At 53.3% G+C, this 18,298-nt stretch carries 18 protein-coding genes; 7 read left to right on the forward strand and 11 right to left on the reverse strand.

The features are described 5' to 3' along the window. A partial coding sequence (locus FD744_RS17680) for a transposase domain-containing protein (protein WP_202403350.1) occupies positions 1 to 186 on the reverse strand: 186 nt, incomplete at its 3' end. A gap of 111 nt (positions 187 to 297) precedes the next feature. Beyond that, positions 298 to 735 (reverse strand): universal stress protein UspA, encoded by a 438-nt coding sequence (uspA, locus tag FD744_RS17685; protein WP_034819767.1) that lies wholly within the window; start codon positions 733 to 735, stop codon positions 298 to 300. Positions 736 to 1,156: 421 nt separating this feature from the next. On the opposite strand from uspA, the gene uspB reads away from it, so the two are divergent. Further along, the gene (uspB, locus tag FD744_RS17690) at positions 1,157 to 1,492 is read left to right on the forward strand and encodes a universal stress protein UspB (protein WP_034819764.1); all 336 of its coding nucleotides are present in this window, start codon (positions 1,157 to 1,159) and stop codon (positions 1,490 to 1,492) included. A 63-nt stretch (positions 1,493 to 1,555) separates the two neighbouring features. On the opposite strand, the gene pitA is transcribed toward uspB, so the two are convergent. Continuing rightward, positions 1,556 to 3,055, reverse strand: a complete 1,500-nt coding sequence (pitA, locus tag FD744_RS17695; RefSeq protein ID WP_160868875.1) for an inorganic phosphate transporter PitA — start codon at positions 3,053 to 3,055, stop codon at positions 1,556 to 1,558. Positions 3,056 to 3,298: 243 nt separating this feature from the next. Between pitA and FD744_RS17700 the strand changes: the two genes are divergently transcribed. Then, a complete protein-coding gene (locus tag FD744_RS17700) occupies positions 3,299 to 4,483 on the forward strand; it encodes an NAD(P)/FAD-dependent oxidoreductase (protein ID WP_160868876.1) in 1,185 nt (394 codons plus the stop codon). 66 nt (positions 4,484 to 4,549) lie between these two features. On the opposite strand, the gene FD744_RS17705 is transcribed toward FD744_RS17700, so the two are convergent. After that, on the reverse strand, positions 4,550 to 5,542 hold the full coding sequence (locus tag FD744_RS17705; RefSeq protein ID WP_160868877.1) for a glycosyltransferase family 32 protein: 993 nt from the start codon (positions 5,540 to 5,542) through the stop codon (positions 4,550 to 4,552). A 281-nt stretch (positions 5,543 to 5,823) separates the two neighbouring features. On the opposite strand from FD744_RS17705, the gene FD744_RS17710 reads away from it, so the two are divergent. Beyond that, the gene (locus tag FD744_RS17710; protein WP_058960701.1) at positions 5,824 to 6,171 is read left to right on the forward strand and encodes a hypothetical protein; all 348 of its coding nucleotides are present in this window, start codon (positions 5,824 to 5,826) and stop codon (positions 6,169 to 6,171) included. On the opposite strand, the gene FD744_RS17715 is transcribed toward FD744_RS17710, so the two are convergent. Beyond that, entirely contained in the window at positions 6,172 to 6,867 is a 696-nt protein-coding gene (locus FD744_RS17715; protein WP_034819757.1) for a cysteine hydrolase family protein, read from the reverse strand. An 88-nt stretch (positions 6,868 to 6,955) separates the two neighbouring features. On the opposite strand from FD744_RS17715, the gene FD744_RS17720 reads away from it, so the two are divergent. Further along, positions 6,956 to 7,957: a GlxA family transcriptional regulator gene (locus FD744_RS17720; RefSeq protein WP_160868878.1), complete on the forward strand. Its 1,002-nt coding sequence runs from the start codon at positions 6,956 to 6,958 to the stop codon at positions 7,955 to 7,957. Positions 7,958 to 8,154: 197 nt separating this feature from the next. Here the strand turns inward: FD744_RS17720 and FD744_RS17725 are convergent, their stop codons facing one another. Further along, complete coding sequence (locus FD744_RS17725; protein WP_034819752.1) at positions 8,155 to 8,643, reverse strand: helix-turn-helix domain-containing protein; 489 nt, start codon at positions 8,641 to 8,643, stop codon at positions 8,155 to 8,157. Between the two features lie 322 nt (positions 8,644 to 8,965). On the opposite strand from FD744_RS17725, the gene FD744_RS17730 reads away from it, so the two are divergent. Then, complete coding sequence (locus tag FD744_RS17730) at positions 8,966 to 9,991, forward strand: alpha/beta fold hydrolase (protein WP_160868879.1); 1,026 nt, start codon at positions 8,966 to 8,968, stop codon at positions 9,989 to 9,991. Positions 9,992 to 10,031: 40 nt separating this feature from the next. On the opposite strand, the gene FD744_RS17735 is transcribed toward FD744_RS17730, so the two are convergent. From FD744_RS17735 to proP, 3 genes are all read right to left on the reverse strand, one after another. After that, positions 10,032 to 11,006, reverse strand: coding sequence for a diguanylate cyclase (locus FD744_RS17735; protein WP_160868880.1), 975 nt, complete (start codon positions 11,004 to 11,006; stop codon positions 10,032 to 10,034). Between the two features lie 114 nt (positions 11,007 to 11,120). Continuing rightward, entirely contained in the window at positions 11,121 to 12,098 is a 978-nt protein-coding gene (gene hemB, locus FD744_RS17740; RefSeq protein ID WP_034819746.1) for a porphobilinogen synthase, read from the reverse strand. Between the two features lie 117 nt (positions 12,099 to 12,215). Further along, positions 12,216 to 13,721, reverse strand: a complete 1,506-nt coding sequence (proP, locus tag FD744_RS17745) for a glycine betaine/L-proline transporter ProP (RefSeq protein ID WP_034819744.1) — start codon at positions 13,719 to 13,721, stop codon at positions 12,216 to 12,218. Positions 13,722 to 14,294: 573 nt separating this feature from the next. Here proP and FD744_RS17750 point away from each other — a divergent pair. Then, a complete protein-coding gene (locus FD744_RS17750; protein ID WP_034819738.1) occupies positions 14,295 to 14,762 on the forward strand; it encodes a hypothetical protein in 468 nt (155 codons plus the stop codon). Here FD744_RS17750 and FD744_RS17755 read toward each other — a convergent pair. Both FD744_RS17755 and FD744_RS17760 read right to left on the reverse strand, forming a co-directional pair. Further along, on the reverse strand, positions 14,754 to 15,713 hold the full coding sequence (locus tag FD744_RS17755; RefSeq protein ID WP_160868881.1) for a D-2-hydroxyacid dehydrogenase family protein: 960 nt from the start codon (positions 15,711 to 15,713) through the stop codon (positions 14,754 to 14,756). The two genes, FD744_RS17750 and FD744_RS17755, sit on opposite strands and share 9 nt — an antisense overlap. After that, on the reverse strand, positions 15,688 to 17,292 hold the full coding sequence (locus FD744_RS17760) for an EAL domain-containing protein (RefSeq protein ID WP_160868925.1): 1,605 nt from the start codon (positions 17,290 to 17,292) through the stop codon (positions 15,688 to 15,690). The genes FD744_RS17755 and FD744_RS17760 overlap by 26 nt, the downstream gene beginning before the upstream one ends. 238 nt (positions 17,293 to 17,530) lie before the next feature. Between FD744_RS17760 and FD744_RS17765 the strand changes: the two genes are divergently transcribed. Next, entirely contained in the window at positions 17,531 to 18,295 is a 765-nt protein-coding gene (locus FD744_RS17765) for a class II aldolase/adducin family protein (RefSeq protein ID WP_160868882.1), read from the forward strand. The last annotated feature ends 3 nt before the right edge of the window (positions 18,296 to 18,298 follow it).

Genomic DNA, 18,298 nt, shown 5'->3' on the forward strand with positions numbered 1-18,298 from the left:
AAAAAGTGCCATGCCGGTTACAGCCCAGACCATCATTTCCATCGATAAACGGCGCTTTCGTAACGTCACTGTCCCGGTATCAGCGAGACACTCGTCAATGAGTTCAGGAGAAAGGAGATCGGAAAGCCTCGAGAATTCCTGAGGCGTAAACTTATGAACGATATCGAGAGCCTGACTGAGAAGCATAAAAAAATCCGTAATCCCTGAGAGATTACGGATTCTTGCAGAACTGCCGGATCGTTCAACCGATCATTTTTGTCTTAACTGATCGGCATTAGGCCATTACTGGCCCTGTTTTTATTCGTCTTCTTCGTCACGCAGCGGCACAATCAGCATATCGATATGCACGGTGTTGATCAGCTGGCGCGCTGATGACATCAGCTTGCTCCAGAAATCCTGATGGTGGCCACAGACCACCAAATCCACATCGTATTTCTTAATCGCATCCACCAGCACCTGGCCGAGATCGCCGCTGCCGCTCAGGGTTTCACTGATCGGATAACCGGCGTTGGTAGAAAGTTCTTTCAGCGCGGTGTGCGTCTCCTCAGAAATGCGTTTCTGCATGTCGCCCAGATTGACGTCAATCAGCCCGGTATAAAGGTCTGAGTAATTCACATCAACGTGGATCAGCGAGATTTTTGCATCATAAGGACGGGCCAGTGAAACGGCTTTATCAACCAGCAACTGGCTTTCCGGGGAAAGGTCTACTGCAATCAGGATGTGTTTATAAGCCATGATAAAACTCCTTCTCAAGATTCTGGGGCTACCTGAATTCCCGCCGCTCGGCGAGCGAAATCCTCTGCGCGAAACAGCGATGAAGCGCCACCAACCACAATTTATGCCCTGCAGGCGTTCTGTTGTTATGACCTGAGTATAGCCAGAGTTGTTAACAAATGCTGCAATCCACGGCTCGCTTGTGAGGAAGATCAAGCGCTATCGCAATTTTCACTCGCGGTGAACGAAAATCATCGCTGGAAAAAAATTGAACAGATCTCCTACACTGAAAATGAGTGCCACTGCCGTCTGGGTAACGCGCTCGGGTTCGCATAACAACAATGCAATTCGATTCATCTGTGGCTGGTTAATTTCCCGTGGGGCGTCTACAGCATTTCCCCGCTGCCTTCGACGTCATTGCGGCTCCAGCTGGGAGGGGAACATGATCAGCACTATCGCGCTTTTTTGGGCTCTGTGTGTGGTTTGTCTGGTGAATATGGCGCGCTACTTCTCTTCTTTGCGCTCGCTATTGGCTGTGCTGCGCGGTTGCGATCCGCTGCTGTATCAATATGTGGATGGGGCAGGTTTCTTCACGTCTCATGGTCAACCGAGCAAGCAGGTGCGACTGGTGCGTTATATCTGGGATAAACGCTATCGCGATCATCACGACGACGAATTTATTCGCCGCTGCGAGCGCGTACGCAGGCAGTTTGTCCTGACCAGCGGGCTCTGTTTTTTGGTGGTGGTGAGTCTGGTTGGCCTGGCGATCTGGCATTAAATAGCGGCAATAAAAAAGGGCGACCTGTGTTGAACAGTCGCCCTCTTGTTTGCCGTTAAAGGCTTAGATAATTTTCAGCGCGATCCAGTAGAGCGAACCTGACAGCACAATACAGACCGGCAGGGTGAACACCCACGCCATGGCGATGTTTTTGATCGTACGGCTCTGTAATCCACCGCCATCCACCAGCATGGTACCGGCAACGGATGATGACAGAATATGCGTGGTCGAAACCGGCATTCCGGTATAGCTCGCGATACCAATCGACACAGCCGCAGTGACCTGCGCTGACATGCCTTGCGCATAAGTCATGCCTTTCTTACCGATTTTCTCACCGATGGTGGTCGCCACGCGACGCCAGCCAATCATGGTGCCAATGCCCAGCGCTAACGCCACCGCCATGATGATCCAGATCGGCGCGTACTCGACGGTGCCCAGCAGATCGCCCTTCAACTTGTTAAGGAAGCGCTTATCGTCCGGGGTGGTCTCTGGCAGCTTCGCGGCTTTATCGGCCGTGTCTGAGACGCACATCAGCAGGCGACGCATCTGGCTACGCTGATCAACAGTGAGTTGATCGTAGCTGTTCAGATTAGTCAGCAGCACTTGCGCACGGTCAATGGCTTGCAGCGCACGGCTGCTATCGCAATGGAACTCATGCGGGCCGCCCACCGCTTCTTCCGGGGAGGGAACCGCAGGCGGTGCCATCTGGATGATATGCGTGAGTGAATCGCTATGTTGCTGGTAATACTGTTCCAGGTGATTGACCGCATCGCGAGTCCGGGTGATGTCATAACCCGAAGCGTTCATGTTGACCACGAAGCCAGCGGGTGCCACACCAATCAGCACGAGCATAATCAGGCCAATGCCCTTCTGACCATCGTTAGCGCCGTGGGAGTAACTCACGCCAATGGCCGAGACGATCAACGCAGTACGCGTCCAGAACGGTGGCTTCTTCTTGCCATCGATTTTTTCACGGTCAGCGGGTGTCATATGGATACGCGCGCGCTTAGGTGTGTTGCTCCAGTAACGACGCAGAATAAAGATCAGCGCACCGGCAATCACCAGACCGACAATCGGCGACAGAATCAGAGACAGGAAAATATTGATGACTTTCGGCAGGTTGAGTGCGTCAACGACCGAGGTGCCGGTCATCAGCGCATTGGTGAGACCAATGCCGATAATCGCGCCGATCAAGGTGTGAGAACTGGATGCCGGCAAACCCAGATACCAGGTGCCGAGGTTCCAGATGATGGCCGCCAGCAGCATGGAGAACACCATGGCGAGGCCGTGAGCGGAACCCACATTCAGCAGTAAATCAGTTGGCAGCATATGCACGATGGCATAAGCCACGCTCAAGCCGCCCAGCAAAACGCCTAAGAAGTTGAAAACACCCGCCATCACAACCGCCAATTGCGCCCGCATCGCGCGGGTATAGATGACGGTAGCGACTGCGTTAGCAGTGTCGTGGAAACCGTTGATTGCCTCATAGAACAATACGAACAGCAGAGCGATAACCAAAAACAGGCCGGTACTGAGGTCAAGACCAGCGAACAGATGTAGCATAAACGTTACGCCATTTTTTGGAGGACATGAACGCGGCGCATTATCGGCGACAACCCGCATGATGTGAAAGGAAAATATAGTCCTTTTTTGTCTTAAAATTGCCACAAACCCCATCGGACAAGGTAAAAAGACTGAAAAATAAGCGAGTTACAATATGACACATTTACGGCATTTTTTTGACGCTGGCGCGAAATGCCGCAGATCTCTACAATCACCGCCTTTCAATTATGTGGATTAAGCACTGTGGACAAGTTTGACGTTATCGTAATAGGTGCAGGCGCTGCCGGCATGTTCTGTGCGGCGCAGGCAGGGCAGTTGGGTCGTCGGGTGCTGTTGCTGGATAACGGCAAAAAAGCGGGACGTAAAATCCTGATGTCCGGTGGTGGCCGCTGTAACTTCACCAATATGTACACCGAACCGGCCGCCTATCTCTCGCACAACCCGCATTTCAGTAAGTCGGCATTGGCGCGTTACACCCAGTGGGACTTCATCGATCTGGTGAATCGCCACAAGATTGCGTATCACGAGAAAACCCTCGGCCAGTTGTTCTGCGATGATTCTGCGCAGCAGATCGTGGATTTGCTGTTAAAAGAGTGCGAAGACGGGCAGGTGACGTTGCGCTTGCGCAGTGAAGTGCTGAGCGTGACGCGCGATGAAAACGGCTACAGGCTGCAACTGAATGGCTCCGAGGTGCAGGCTGAGAAATTGGTGATCGCCAGCGGTGGCTTATCGATGCCGGGTCTGGGCGCGACACCATTCGGGTACAAAGTGGCCGAGCAGTTTGGTTTGAAAGTGTTCCCGACGCGCGCAGCCCTGGTGCCGTTTACGCTGCATAAGCCACTGCTTGAGCAGCTGCATACCTTATCGGGTGTGTCATTGCCCACCACCATCACCGCGCAGGATGGCACGCTGTTTAAAGAAGCGATGCTGTTTACCCATCGCGGTTTGTCGGGTCCGGCGATATTGCAAATCTCCAGCTACTGGCAGCCGGGTGAGTTTGTCACCATTAATCTGTCGCCGGAAACCTCGCTGGAAGAATTCATCAACGTGCAGCGCGAGGCGCATCCGAATCTCAGCCTGAAAAACAGCCTGGCGAAAATCCTGCCGAAGCGTCTGGTGGAAGTGTTGCAGGAGCTGAAGCAGATCCCGGATGTGACGCTGAAGCAGCTCAACAGCAAGCAGCAGACCGAGTTGGTCATCACGTTGCATCAGTGGCGTGTGCAGCCGAATGGCACCGAAGGTTATCGCACTGCCGAAGTGACGATGGGCGGCGTCGATACCACGCAACTCTCCTCCAAAACCATGGAAGCGCGCGATGTGCCCGGTTTGTACTTTATTGGTGAAGTGGTGGATGTCACCGGCTGGCTCGGCGGATACAACTTCCAGTGGGCGTGGAGTTCAGCCTGGGCGTGTGCGCAGGCGCTGTGAGTTATCACGTCGCCATCAAAGGCGACGCCAGTGTACGAGGTTCAGCTTTATGCTGAGGTTGCAGCGCTAATGCCTGGCTCTGCGTAACGGCGTCACTGCAGGTGTCAGGTTTTTCGGCTGGTCGTGCAGCAATACTTGCCCCAGCAGGCTATCGCTGTTGACCACGCCGTACTTTAGATGCGTCGCGATATATTTGCGGTCAAAGCTGGTGAGCTTATACACCGGTGGCAACACCTCCGGTAAAGCGTCCACCATCAGCATGCGGCTCAGTTTCACCGGACGCCAGCCGCTCAGCGTTTGATACAATAACGCACCGGCTTCCGCTTTGCGTAAGTAGAAGTTGTAGTGATTCTCTTCCCGCAGCGCCTGCTGCTGAGCGATATACACCACCAGATAATCCGGCGTTTTGATGCCCTGCAGAATTGTGTCGTAGTTCGGCAGCGCCAATAATTGCTGGAAGAAGGCTTCAGAGCCTAACTCCACAATCGGACGGAAGCAGTGCAGCCAGCGGCCGATAAAGGCATTGTTTTTCGGCGCGGCGAGAAACCAGGATTCCATAACCGGATAAGCGCGATCGCGGGTGGATTCCTCGCGGTAAAAAGCCACCAGGTCATAACGCTCATCCGCATTCACCGCTAACAGCTCATCGAGGCTGCGATTGAGGATAATGGTGGCGTCCATCCAGATTCCGCCATAACGATGCAGCAGCTCCAGGCGAATCACATCGCTTTTGTGCGAAGCCCGCATCCCCGCGTGGACAAACTTCAGGTCTGGTAAATATTCATGCAGATTGAGATTGTTGATTACCGTCAACGCATAGCCAGGGTTTTCACGGGCAATCTTATCGACAAAAATCTGGACTTCAGCCGGGAGCTTTTCACTTTCCCAGTACATCCAAACCTGACGCGGAATGGGCGCAGGCGGATTAGCACGACTCTGCAGGTTAATATCCTGTTCGGCTGCGGCGTGATAGGCGGGAAGGCGTTTGCGTGTGGTCAGCTTTTTTTCCGCCAGCAACGCCAGCGAAATCAAATGCATTTTAAGTTTATGGTTGGACATGATCATTCCTGTAACCCTGTCGGCCGCTATCCCAGCTTCTGCCGCTTTAGGGCGAAAAACTGGCCCTGTGACAGCGGGCACGATGAAGCGCAATGGCGCGAAAAGTGGCTCAAAATTAACAAACAGCGCCGAACTGCTCAATAAATAAACTCTGAAAACGTTACTTTAAGAGAATACGCAGGCGGCGTTCACTTGCCGTACCGTTGCCGTGGGTGTTTAAGGGCTGTTAACCGATGAATCTGTTAAGATCGCCGCGTTTTTTCCAACAGGCCCATGATTCCATGTTCAAACTTAAATTCCTTCTGCCCGTGCTTATCGTCATCAGCGCGGCTGTCTGGTGGCTGATGCCGCACTATAGCGATGAAGACAAAGGCTATTACATCGCCATGTTCTGCACCTTGACCCATGATGGGCGCGACAACTCACCCCAGGCGATGCAACAGATTATTGAAGGCAGCAACTCGGACTATGCGCTGCAGAAAATTCATTTCCAGTCAGGTCTGGCAGAACATCTGCAAAGCGTGTGGCAGGATTTGTCAGCGGAGCAGCAACAGCAGGCGCGGCAGGAGAGTCTGTCCTGCCGCAAGGTGATGTCTGAAAAGTTATTACCGGGTAAAGCAGTGCAGTGATTAATGCACGGGCAGCGCTAATACCGCGTCGGTGGTTTTGATCTCGGCAAACACATCAGCAACGCCTGTCAATGCGCTCTGCTGCAGCACCTTGTGATCGACTACCTTGTTATCCCAGGTCGCCAGATCGCGCGTGGCGGTGGCATCTTCCGGGATAATGACCGAGTAGCCAAGCGGTACGGCATCACGTGCGGTGGACGACACGCACATATGGGTCATTAGACCGGTGACAATTAACTGCTTGATGCCCAGACTGTCGAGTTGTTGTTTCAAATCGGTTCCCACGAAAGAACTCGGTGTGGCTTTGGTAATGACACGATCATTTTTGCCCGGCTGCAAATCCTTATGGAATTCAGCGAAGCGGCTGCCTTTGGCGAACAGCGGGCCATCTGCCGCGCCTTCATGGCGGACGAAGAACACCGGCATGCCATGCTTGTGTGCAAACTCAACCAGGCGCTTGCTGTTTTGCAGTGCTTTCATACCGTCTGGAATGGGCATTTTGCCGCCAGCGAAGTATTCGTTCTGAATATCAATCACGATGACCGCGGTTTGATTGGCCGTCAGCTGGGTGGTGGCGGTGGCACCGCTCATGGTACGAATGGTCGGTGCATTTTCAGCTTTGTGTTCTTCGGCAATAGCGCTGCCTGAAATTGCCATCGCTAATGCTAAGGTGCCTGAAGCAAAAAGGTTTTTCATCACTAATCATCTCTTTGATTGGGAAGTCAGGGTGACTTCCGATGCACAGCAGTATGGCGATTGTGCCGAAAGTGAAGGAGTACTGCGCATGACAAATAACGTTCACTTTGCGCCAAAAATGGCGCACCTGGATGCGCCCATTAAGGTCGGTATTGTGGTGTTTGACGACATCATCCCGTTTCATCTTTCCGTTCCCTGTGCGGTGTTTGAGAAGGCGGAACGCGAAGATGGCCGAGCTTGCTACCAATTAATGATCTGTGCCACCCACGCCGGTCCGCTTCGCACCAACAGCGGTTTTTCGATTGTCGCGGAGCATGAACTGGCTATGCTGGCCGAAGCGGATATGGTGGTGGTGCCCAGCTGGAGCGATCCTGCCGTTGCGCCACCGCCCGCGTTGTTGCAGGCGTTACAGCAGGCTGCCCAGCGTGGGGCTCAGATTGTTGGCTTGTGTCTTGGCGCCTTTGTGCTCGGAGCCGCTGGCTTGCTGCATCAGCAGCGCGCCACGACACACTGGCGTTGGATGAGTGATTTTGAACGGCTTTACCCCGATGTGACGATTGACCGTGACGTGTTGTATATCGACGAAGGGCAGATTGTGACCTCGGCGGGCACTGCAGCGAGTATCGATTGCTGCCTGCATCTGGTGCGTGAACAGTGTGGAGTGGATGTGGCCAACAATGTGGCGCGCATGCTGGTGGTACCGCCGCATCGGCAGGGCGGCCAGGCGCAATATATTGAGCAGCCGGTCTATCACTCGGCGGGCAACGATCGATTTATGTCGGCGCTCAGTTGGGCCACCGAAAATTTGCAGCAGGCCCTCACGCTGGATCAGTTGGCGGAGAGAGCGTTGATGAGTCGCCGCAGTTTTACGCGCCGTTTTAACCAAACCACCGGCAGCTGTTTCAGTGATTGGTTAGTGAATCAGCGCCTGGCATTGGCGCAGCGATTTTTGGAAAAAACCGACCAGCCGGTTGAGCTGATCGCAGAAAAAGCCGGATTCTCTTCGCCATTAATGTTAAGGCGACATTTTAAAAAGAATTTGAATACGTCTCCGTTACAATATCGGAAAACATTTCGTGGTCGGGTATGAATTAATGGTTTGTAAATCAACCTATTGATAAGAATACATTGAAAACAGGGCGGATAAAATTATTCCCGGATCAATTTTGACAGGCTATCTGATGAGAAGAATATTTCAGCGTGGTCAATGAGGGCTATTCTTAACAACGGATGGCGAACCATCCGTTGTTAAGCAAATCCTGCAAAGAAAAATAGTGACGCGACTTATTAACGCATCACACAATCAATACGTGAGGGAAATTGACCTGAGCGCAGCGCTGGCGTTCTCACTTCTTTCATTTTCTCACTGCTGTTAAATCCATGCTTACGGCAAACCACGCATGGATCAGTGCTCTCTTTCAATTGCTGCTCGGCTTCGCTCCCCAGCTGACGCTTACGGCAGTAGAGTGGGGTGCAACCCATCACTTGCTTAAAGGAGCGAGTGAACGATTGCTGGCTTTCAAAATGGTATTTTACGGCCAGACTGATGATCGGTGCGTTGCTGTATTTCAGCTCGCTGACACAGCATGCCAGTTTCTTTTTACGGATATACCGTGCCAGCGTTTCATTATGATAGCGGGCAAATAATTTCTGCAAATACCATTTAGAATAACCCGATTTCACGGCGATATCATCAATGCTTAAGCGCTGATCCAGATTGTCCATAATCCATTTGGTCACCGAATCAATAACCCCTTCGTTGTATTTTTGCGGCATCTTTTTGATCCTCCATTAACTGGGCACAGTGTAAAATAATTAATCTTTCCATTCATCCGATTAACGTAAAGTTTTATAAGGAATTGGCTGTTTTATTATTTGTCATCAAGGCTGGTCTTGCTTTTAGTGAAATTAAGGCCGCTTTTGTTGAATCGATGTTGAATATTTAGCGTAATCACGCCCGTTATTTTTAACTCAAATTTTCCATCACTTTGCCGAGCTTAACAGTATGAGAAAACGTGGCGCTGGCACACCTCATCAATACGCACTGGCGATTAACGTGCCAGACTGATGGTTTTTTCATAGCTCAGGAGCAGTGCGCATGGCTTTTCGTTTCCCGCTAAAACAGTCACTTGCCGTGATTTTGACGGCGATGGCTGCGCTACCCACCACCTCCGCGTTAGCGGCCAATGTGTATGGCGAGCAGTTGGAAGGTTTTCAGTATCCCTACCCACTTGAACACTTTAATTTCTCCTCACAGCAGCAACCGCTGAGCATGGGGTACATGGATGTCAAACCCGCGCAGCAGGCTAATGGTCAAACGGTGGTATTACTGCACGGTAAGAATTTTTGTGGTGCAACCTGGGAAGACACCATCAAAGCGCTTAGCCAGCAGGGATATCGGGTGATTGCGCCGGACCAGATTGGCTTTTGCAGCTCGACGAAACCCGCCAATTACCAATACAGCTTCCAGCAACTGGCGCTGAATACCCATCAACTGTTAGCGCATCTTGGCGTTGCTAAGGCGGTGATTATCGGGCATTCAACCGGTGGCATGCTGGCGACGCGCTATGCGCTGATGTATCCACAGCAGACACAGAAGCTGGTGCTGGTGAACCCGATTGGCCTGGAGGATTGGAAAACCAAAGGCGCACCGTGGCGCTCGGTGGATCAGTGGTATCAGCGCGAACTGAAGCTCAGTGCGGCGGGCATTAAAAAGTATGAGCAGACGACTTACTACAGCGGTCAGTGGAAGCCGGAGTACGACAAGTGGGTGGATATGCTGGCAGGTCTCAACAGCGGGCCAGGCCACAAGAAGGTGGCGTGGAACTCTGCGCTCATTTACGACATGATTTTCACCCAGCCGGTCTATTACGAATTCAAAGACCTGAAAGTGCCGACAACGCTGATGATCGGAACCGCCGATACCACCGCGATTGGCAGCGATATTGCTCCCGCTGCGGTCAAAGCGCAGTTAGGTCATTACAATGTGTTGGGCAAACAGGTGACAAAGATGATTCCGGAGGCACATTTAATTGAGTTCCCAGGTATGGGACATGCGCCGCAGATGGAAGAGCCGCAGAAGTTTAATCAGACGCTGATTAGCGATCTTGCGCGTCCACGGTAAGATGCGGTGGCAAATGGGCGTGCTTATGCACGCCCTGGCATTACTGTGCCTGCTTTTTTTTGCCGTTTTTGGCTTCGTACATACGCGCATCGCTGCCTTCCAGCAGCTGTTCCAGCGACAGCGGATGGTCGGGATCAAACTCCACAATGCCTGATGAGAAGTGCAGTGCGTAGCGGCGGTCGAGATCCTGAGTTTGCTTTTGCAGGAAACGATCAAAGCGCGCCAAAACGCCCTCGGCATCGGCCTGCTGTAAGCCGTTAAACAGCACCACAAACTCATCACCGCCCAGGCGGGCAAAGATATCAGCGTGGCGGAAACTCACTTTCATCGCATCCGCAAAATCCATCAATGCACGATCCCCCTCGCGGTGGCCGAGCGTATCATTGATAGCTTTAAAACGGTCGAGGTCGAGGAAGGTCAGACTGGCCGGGAGTTGCCTGACTTCGCACTCATTCAGCGCGAGCTGTCCCAGCGTCATCAATCCGCGACGGTTGGTGATTTGCGTCAGTTCATCCGAGGTCGCTGTCTGGAACGCCACCAACTCTGCTTCGGCCATCGCGGCCAAATCGCGCAGCGTATTCATGTCATCCGCATTAAATTCGCGCGCATGGTGGTCGACGATACAGAGCGTGCCCACTTTGGCACCCGCTGGCGTACGCAGCGGACAACCCGCGTAAAAGCGCACGGGATTCTCTGAGGTTTTCACTAATGGATTATCGTGGAAACGCTCATCTTCAAGGGCGTTTTCGACCACCATCACATCGTCTTGCAGGACCGCGTGGCCACAGAACGAAGTATTACGGGGTGCGGTCGCCGCGCTTTGGCCAGCGATAGATTTGAACCACTGATGGTCCTCCTCCAGCAGGCTAACCAGCGCAACCGGCACGCCGAACAAACGACGAGCAAGGCGGGTTAAACGATCAAAACGCTCTTCTGCAGGCGTGTGCAGAATGTTGAGCGCACGTAACTGGGCCAGACGACGTGACTCGTCCGCAGGCAGTGCAGGTGCTTTCATCGCGTTACTCTTTCTTTTAAATTATTCGGGTACAACTTCACTGGTGTTTTGCTGCCATAACGGCATAAAGCGCTTAGCAACGGTTGCGATATCCATTGCTAAGCGTAACGATTATCAGAGCACTTTTTGCTCGGCAAGATCAAGGGCAAAATAGCTGAAAATCAGGTCAGCACCGGCACGTTTAATCGCACCAAGGCTTTCCAGAACCACATTACGTTCGTCGATGGCACCCGCCTGCGCGGCGAATTTGATCATCGCGTATTCACCACTCACCTGGTACGCAGCCAGCGGCAGAGTAGTGCGTTCGCGGATATCACGCAGAATATCGAGGTAGGCGCCAGCCGGTTTCACCATCAGTGAATCGGCCCCTTCGGCTTCATCAATCAGGGACTCGCGAATCGCTTCACGGCGGTTCATCGGATTCATCTGATAAGTTTTACGATCGCCTTTTAATGCCGTTCCTGCTGCTTCCCGGAACGGACCGTAGAATGAAGAGGCGAACTTGGTGGAGTAAGACATGATGGCCGTATCGGTGAAGCCTGCGGCATCCAGTGCCTGACGAATGGCTTTCACCTGGCCATCCATTGCCGCTGAAGGGGCGATAAAATCCGCACCGGCTTGCGCGGCGACCACGGCTTGTTTGCCGAGGTTAATTAATGTCTGGTCGTTATCCACGCCGTGATCGCACAGCACGCCACAGTGGCCGTGGCTGGTGTATTCACAGAAGCAGGTATCGGACATCACGATCATTTCTGGCACGGTGTCTTTGCAGATACGCGACATACGCGCCACCAGGCCGTTCTCATTCCATGCATCGCTGCCGGTTGCATCCGTGTGATGCGAGATACCGAAGGTCATCACAGAGCGAATACCGGCTTTGGCAATACGCTCAATCTCATAGGCGAGACGTTTCTCAGGAATACGCATCACACCCGGCATGGCGTTAATCGGCACGTAATCGTCCACGCCTTCTTCAACGAAGATTGGCAGGGCCAGATCGCTCAGACGAAGGTGGGATTCCTGGAACATTTCACGCATTGATGCGCTTTTGCGCAGTCTTCTTGGACGTTGGAGAAGATTGAATTCAGACATGTTCGTACAACTTTTGCTGGTGAAAAAAGTGACAACAGTTTACCCCTTTTCGCCAGCGGGGATGAAGGATTGTGTGCGGAAACGAAAACTCCCGCCGGGCGGCGGGAGTGGGGAAGATTACTCGTTGATGTCCGGGTGCTGCTGCACCAGGTTTTTACGTTTCGCCTCGAGCTTAGCGATCTCTTCATCAATATCTTCGATTTTCTGCTCAATGTTGTCGTGATGCTCCTGCAGGATTTCACGCGCTTCTTCAATATCCGACGCCGCCGGTGTGGCACCGCGCAGCGGCTTGTTGGCGGTCTCTTTCATATAGATACCCGTGATCAAACCAATCACCGCGACCACCATCAGATAATAAGCCGGCATATACAGATTGTTGGTTGTTTCAACCAACCACGCGGCGAAGGTCGGGGTTAAACCGGCAATCAGTACCGAGATATTGAAGGCACTGGCCAGCGCACTGTAACGAATGTGCGTTGGGAACATCGCCGGCAGCGACGAAGCCATCACGCCGGTAAAGGCGTTAAGGATCACCGCCAGCAGCAGCAGACCCGCAAAAATCAGCCCCAGCACGCCGCTGTTAATCAGCATAAAGGCCGGAATCGAGAAGGCGAACAGCGCGATACTGCCGATGATGATAAACGGGCGACGGCCAAAGCGGTCACTCAGCATACCCATCACCGGCTGCACAAACAGCATACCCATCATGATGGCGATAATGATCAGCACGCCGTGATCTTCCGAGTAGTGCAGGTTATGCGACAGGTAGCTCGGCATGTAGGTCAGCAACATGTAGTAGGTCACGTTGGTGGCAATCACCAGACCGATACAGGCCAGCAGACTTTTCCAGTGCTTGGTGGCGATCTCTTTGAAGGATACTTTCGGGCCGTCACGCAGACCTTCACGATCGCCTTGTTCCAGCTTATCAACGTGCTGCTGGAACGCCGGTGTCTCTTCCAGTGCGTGACGCAGATACAGACCGATGATCCCTAACGGTAGCGCGAGGAAGAACGGCAGACGCCAGCCCCACTCAAGGAATTTCGCTTCACCGATGACGGTGGAAATCAGCACCACGACGCCCGCACCCAGCACAAAGCCGGCTATGGAGCCGAAGTCGAGCCAGCTGCCCATAAAGCCACGCTTACGGTCCGGCGAATATTCTGCGACAAAGATCGAGGCACCGGTATATTCACCGCCCACTGAGAAGCCCTGCGCCATTTTCGCCAGCAGCAGCAGAATCGGTGCCCAGATGCCGATGGTGGCATAAGAGGGGATCAGGCCGATACAGAAGGTACTGATCGACATGATGACAATGGTGATTGAGAGGATTTTCTGACGACCGTATTTGTCGCCGAGCATACCAAAGAACAGACCGCCTAATGGACGAATCAGGAAGGGAACAGAGAAGGTACCCAGTGCAGCAATCATCTGCACGCTTGGCGACGCATCCGGGAAGAACACTTTACCCAGCGCATACGCGACAAAGCCATAAACACCGAAATCAAACCACTCCATCGCGTTGCCCAGAGACGCGGCGGTAATGGCTTTACGTAAACGGGCGTCATCGATAATCGTGACGTCATCCAGTCCGATAGGTTTTACACGCTTCCTACGTAGTTTCATGATGTAACCCTGTATTGGAATTCGAAAATTCCTCAACGCTGCAGACTACATTTTGTGGCCAGTCCACGGCGTTGAGAAGATTTAAGCATAGCCGTGAAAGAGGACTTTATCCGGCGTAGCAACGGTAATAATTAGGGGCGAAATGATTACGTCCCGCGACAGAGTATACCGATTTTGTGTGATATTTGTCATGTTTCAGCCAGCAACTGGCTATTTTTTGGCTAAAACTCTGGCGGAATGATGGGGAAAACGCAGCTTATAAAATCCTGGTTATCGCGCGTCAGGCCGCGTAATGCGTGCGTTTCAGCCAGGAATGCATCAAAAGGGTGGCAAAGGGTGTCATTTATTTTTTTTCTGAAACAACGCGGAGAAAATTTTGATGATTATCAGCGATATCAACTGCGCATCGCTGATTGATTAATCCATTGTTCTGACAAGTGGCGGCTTGATTGCTATACCTGATTGTTGCGCAAATAAATAAGAAATTCTTATCATTAAGCGAAGCGGTAAGCTTTGCTTGCCAGCCTGTCATCATTCGGTAATACTCTGCCGCCTGGCTCAGGTGGAGTGTTCATGTCGAGAAAAAACGCCCGATTGTTTGAGAATCCCTGGCTGTCGCAAATTGACAGTGTAGAAAGGAATCTTATCAATTATGCGCCTGATGCACGGCGAACGTTCACCGATCCTGTGGCACCGATTGGTTGGATCGACTGCGGTGAACGTGCCGATGCCCAATTGGCATTACTGGCCCAACAACCTGATGAACTGCTGAAACGCCTGAAAACCTGGCGGCAGGCGGGATTGCTCACCAGCCAGGCGGCCGAGAGTTTGCGGCAGCTGCAACGCCTGACGCAAACCAGCATCGCGCGTAATCAACCCATTACCCAGCTTGATGAGTATCAGCAGTTGGTGGGACAGCTGACGCCGACCTTAGAACGTATTAACCAGCGCCTGAATGGCCAGCGCCCGCCAGTCACGCTGGCGGATGACACACTGGAAGTGGCGCTGCGTATCGCCGAAAAACGCCGTCGCTCAGAGTAGCGATCGCAGTGGTGCGCCGCTTATCCATCCCTGAATATCTTCCACTGCCTGCGTGAAGTAGGTGCGGTAATTGCTGTCGGCGACATAGCCAAGGTGCGGCGTGGCCAGCACATTGGGCAGATGGCGCAACGGGTGGTCAGCAGGTAGCGGTTCCTGTTCGAACACATCGATTCCGGCCCCAGCCAATTGACCGGATTGCAGCGCGGCAATCATCGCTTGCTGGTCGACAAGTGCGGCGCGTGAGGTGTTGATCAACAGCGCGCCTGGCTTCATCTGCGCCAGTGCAGCGTGGTCAATCACGTGGCGCGAGCGCTCGCTGAGCACCAGGTGCACCGAGACAAAATCGCTCGCTTGCATCAAGGCGTGCAGCGAAGGCATCCGTTCTGCGCCACATTCGGTCGCGCGTGAGTCGGTGAGGTTTTGACTCCATGCGCAAACGCGCATCCCAAAGGCCTGCGCCACTTTGGCCATCTCGCCACCGATTTTACCCAGCCCTACTAAGCCCAACGTTTTGCCCTGCAAACCGAGCCCCAGCGTTTGCTGCCACGGCCCGTTATTGCGCATTGCCTGATTTTCTAACCTGATGTGGCGTGCCAGCCCAATCAGCAAACCCCAGGTGAGCTCCATCGGTGCAGCGCTGCTGCTGGCGGTGCCGCACACGGCGATATAGCGCTCGGCACAGGCGTGCAGATCAATCGAGGCATTACGCATGCCGGAGGTGACCACCAGTTTCAGGTTAGGCAAGCGACCAATCAGTTCGGCCGTGAGCGGTGTGCGCTCGCGCATAACAACGAGGATATCGGCGTGTTCGATATGGCGCACCCGCTCATCTTCATTGTCAAAATGCCGGGTCAGTGCGGTGGTGTGTACGGTTGGTTGCAGCGATGCCCAATCGGCCAGCGACAGGGCAACGTTTTGGTAATCATCAAGAATGACGCAATTCAGGCTCATGGGATTCCTCAACGAGAAGTGGCTGACGCCCTTGCTCATTGAGCCAGGCGCGAAGCCGGTCATTATCCATCGGACGGGCATAATAGTAGCCCTGAATTAGCACCACGCCACGCTGCCGCAGGTAGTCATATTGTAACGAGGTTTCCACCCCTTCACCGAGCACATCCAGCTTGAGTTTGTGGCACAGATTTATGATGGCATCCAGCACCGGCGTTTCTACCTCCAGACCTTCAATGGCGTTAATAAAGCCGCGATCGATTTTCAGGTAATCCAGCGGGAAGGTCAGCAGATAAGAGAGTGAGCAGTGGCCGGTACCAAAGTCATCAATCGCCACTTTCATGCCGTGTGACTGCAGGTAGCGGAGTTTACGCGCCACCAGTTCGCCGTCATCAATCAGGCTGCGTTCAGTGAGCTCCAGCGTCACCACCATCTGCTTGTCTTTAATGCGGCGGGCAAAGCGCTGAATGTCCTGCACGAAATCGGCATGTTGCAAGTGTTCTGCTGCCACGTTCAGGCCAATATGGAAACCGGGCTCAACCTGCCAGCCCTGAATATCTTCCGCCATCAGATCCAGCAAATGCTGGGTCAGCTGCACAATGATCCCTTCAGATTCGGCGTGGCTGATAAAGATATCCGGACGGATCATCTCACCATTCGGCAATTGCCAGCGCAACAGGGCTTCCGCGCCTTTGCAGCGCTCGATTTCCGTGCTGTAAACCGGCTGGTAATGGACCGAGAATTGACGGCTACGCATCGCGCGGCGGATTTCATCGGCCCACGAAATGCGGCGGCGCAGCCAGTTGGCGGTCAATACCATCAGCAGGATAGAAAAAATCGCCGCCATCGGCAGGAAGATAAACAGCGCCTGACGCCAGGCTTTCAGCAACTCGGAGGCAGGCACGGTGACATTCACGCTAATGGGGTAGCGGCTGGATTCGGCCTGATAAGGCTCACTTTTCAGATACAGTTCGGGTTCAATATCGGCCGGGCCGCTGGTAATGGGTGCACCGCCGCTAAAGCGCATGCTCATCTGATAGCCACGCGATTCGCCAATCGCGTGCATAAAGTCCATCAGATACTGACCATCAATCACCGCCCAGAAGCCGGTGCTATCTGGCAGTTGACGCACAAACACCACGGCGGGCCGATTGGGCACGCCGTAAGTGCCACGAATGGAGAGGCTCCACCAGGCTTTACCCGTGATCGGCGGTGGTTGCATCATCATCTGGGTCAGGGTGCCATGCACCAAACCAAACGCCGATGAGCAGCTGATGTTCTCGCCACTCAGCAGACCGACGGAACGGAAATAGGCGTTGAGGGTGCCAGCGCGCTGCAGTTGATCCTCGATTTTCGCACAAGGCTGATAATGGTACTGGCGTAGCTGGGTGATCATATCCCAGGCGTTATCACTCATTTTTTCGGCTTGAGTGAGTAAGGAGTTAGCGGTGGAGATCTGCTGCTGGCTCACCGTGTGCCGCGCTTCAATGGCCGTACAAAGGATGCCCAGCACCAGTGGTAATAACCCGGCACAGACAATTAACAGCCAGCCAAAATCGCGATTTTTTCTTTGCGGTGGCACCTGACTTTCCTCGGTCATTTTAAGCAGCAGATGAGGGCTAAGCTGCGGCGTCAGCAGCATAACACTTCCAGGGGCCGTGCATATTAGCGTTTTGATTTTGCTCTGGGCTGACTCAGGTCAAATATCGGCGTCGCTTTGCGTTAATTGACAATGTTTTGCCGTTATTGGCATTTCCCAGCGGGAAAAGCGCTGTGCCACGATGATGGGAAAGCATATTGACCTGAAATGAGGAGCGAAAATGAGCACTGAAACCCTGGATGTGGCTTCCCTGCGCCAACGCATTAGCGAAGGCGAATGGCAGGCGCGTGTGAAGCTGGCACAGGCCTATCACCTGGCGGCCAGGCTGCGCTGGACTGACCATATCTACACCCACTTTTCTCTGCGTGTGCCGGGCGATCAGCCCCATTTTCTGATTAACGCTTTCGGTCAAACCTTCGATGAAATCTCGGCGGAGACGCTGGTGAAAATTGATATCGACGGAAACATCATTGATGACCCGACGGGGCTGGGGATTAACCACGCGGGATTTGTGATTCACAGCGCAATTCACCGTGCACGTCCGGATGCGCATGCCGTGCTGCATACGCATACGGCGGCGGGCATTGGTGTCTCTGCGCAGCGCAACGGTTTGCTGATGATTTCGCAGCACAGCACGCGCTTCCATCATCGCCTTGGCTATCACGATTACGAAGGCATTGCGCTGGATCTTGATGAGCAGCAACGCATTGTGGCCGATCTCGGCGATCTTAATGCGCTAATTCTGCGCAATCACGGCCTGCTGACCAGCGGCGGCAGTATTGAAGAAGCGTTCTATAACCTTTACTACCTGGAGCGTGCTTGCCAGGCGCAGCTAGCGGCTCAGTCGGGCGGTGCGGATTTGATCATCCTGCCTGATGAGGTATCCGAGAAAGCGGCGCAAGCCTTCGACAACAGCATCCGTAACCACAAATATCAGCTGCACTGGGATGCCTACATCCGCCAGCTCAACCGCAACGCACTCTGAGAA

The sequence above is a fragment of the Pantoea sp. Taur genome, assembly GCF_009830025.1.
Classification (GTDB): domain Bacteria; phylum Pseudomonadota; class Gammaproteobacteria; order Enterobacterales; family Enterobacteriaceae; genus Pantoea; species Pantoea communis.

What these genes read in the sequence shown, in the direction of transcription:
- uspA (WP_034819767.1), bottom strand. Translation starts at nt 735, where the DNA reads ATGGCTTATAAACACATCCTGATTGCAGTAGACCTTTCCCCGGAAAGC.
- uspB (WP_034819764.1), top strand. Translation starts at nt 1,157, where the DNA reads ATGATCAGCACTATCGCGCTTTTTTGGGCTCTGTGTGTGGTTTGTCTG.
- pitA (WP_160868875.1), bottom strand. Translation starts at nt 3,055, where the DNA reads ATGCTACATCTGTTCGCTGGTCTTGACCTCAGTACCGGCCTGTTTTTG.
- FD744_RS17705 (WP_160868877.1), bottom strand. Translation starts at nt 5,542, where the DNA reads ATGTCCAACCATAAACTTAAAATGCATTTGATTTCGCTGGCGTTGCTG.
- FD744_RS17710 (WP_058960701.1), top strand. Translation starts at nt 5,824, where the DNA reads ATGTTCAAACTTAAATTCCTTCTGCCCGTGCTTATCGTCATCAGCGCG.
- FD744_RS17715 (WP_034819757.1), bottom strand. Translation starts at nt 6,867, where the DNA reads ATGAAAAACCTTTTTGCTTCAGGCACCTTAGCATTAGCGATGGCAATT.
- FD744_RS17720 (WP_160868878.1), top strand. Translation starts at nt 6,956, where the DNA reads ATGACAAATAACGTTCACTTTGCGCCAAAAATGGCGCACCTGGATGCG.
- FD744_RS17725 (WP_034819752.1), bottom strand. Translation starts at nt 8,643, where the DNA reads ATGCCGCAAAAATACAACGAAGGGGTTATTGATTCGGTGACCAAATGG.
- FD744_RS17730 (WP_160868879.1), top strand. Translation starts at nt 8,966, where the DNA reads ATGGCTTTTCGTTTCCCGCTAAAACAGTCACTTGCCGTGATTTTGACG.
- FD744_RS17735 (WP_160868880.1), bottom strand. Translation starts at nt 11,006, where the DNA reads ATGAAAGCACCTGCACTGCCTGCGGACGAGTCACGTCGTCTGGCCCAG.
- hemB (WP_034819746.1), bottom strand. Translation starts at nt 12,098, where the DNA reads ATGTCTGAATTCAATCTTCTCCAACGTCCAAGAAGACTGCGCAAAAGC.
- proP (WP_034819744.1), bottom strand. Translation starts at nt 13,721, where the DNA reads ATGAAACTACGTAGGAAGCGTGTAAAACCTATCGGACTGGATGACGTC.
- FD744_RS17750 (WP_034819738.1), top strand. Translation starts at nt 14,295, where the DNA reads ATGTCGAGAAAAAACGCCCGATTGTTTGAGAATCCCTGGCTGTCGCAA.
- FD744_RS17755 (WP_160868881.1), bottom strand. Translation starts at nt 15,713, where the DNA reads ATGAGCCTGAATTGCGTCATTCTTGATGATTACCAAAACGTTGCCCTG.
- FD744_RS17765 (WP_160868882.1), top strand. Translation starts at nt 17,531, where the DNA reads ATGAGCACTGAAACCCTGGATGTGGCTTCCCTGCGCCAACGCATTAGC.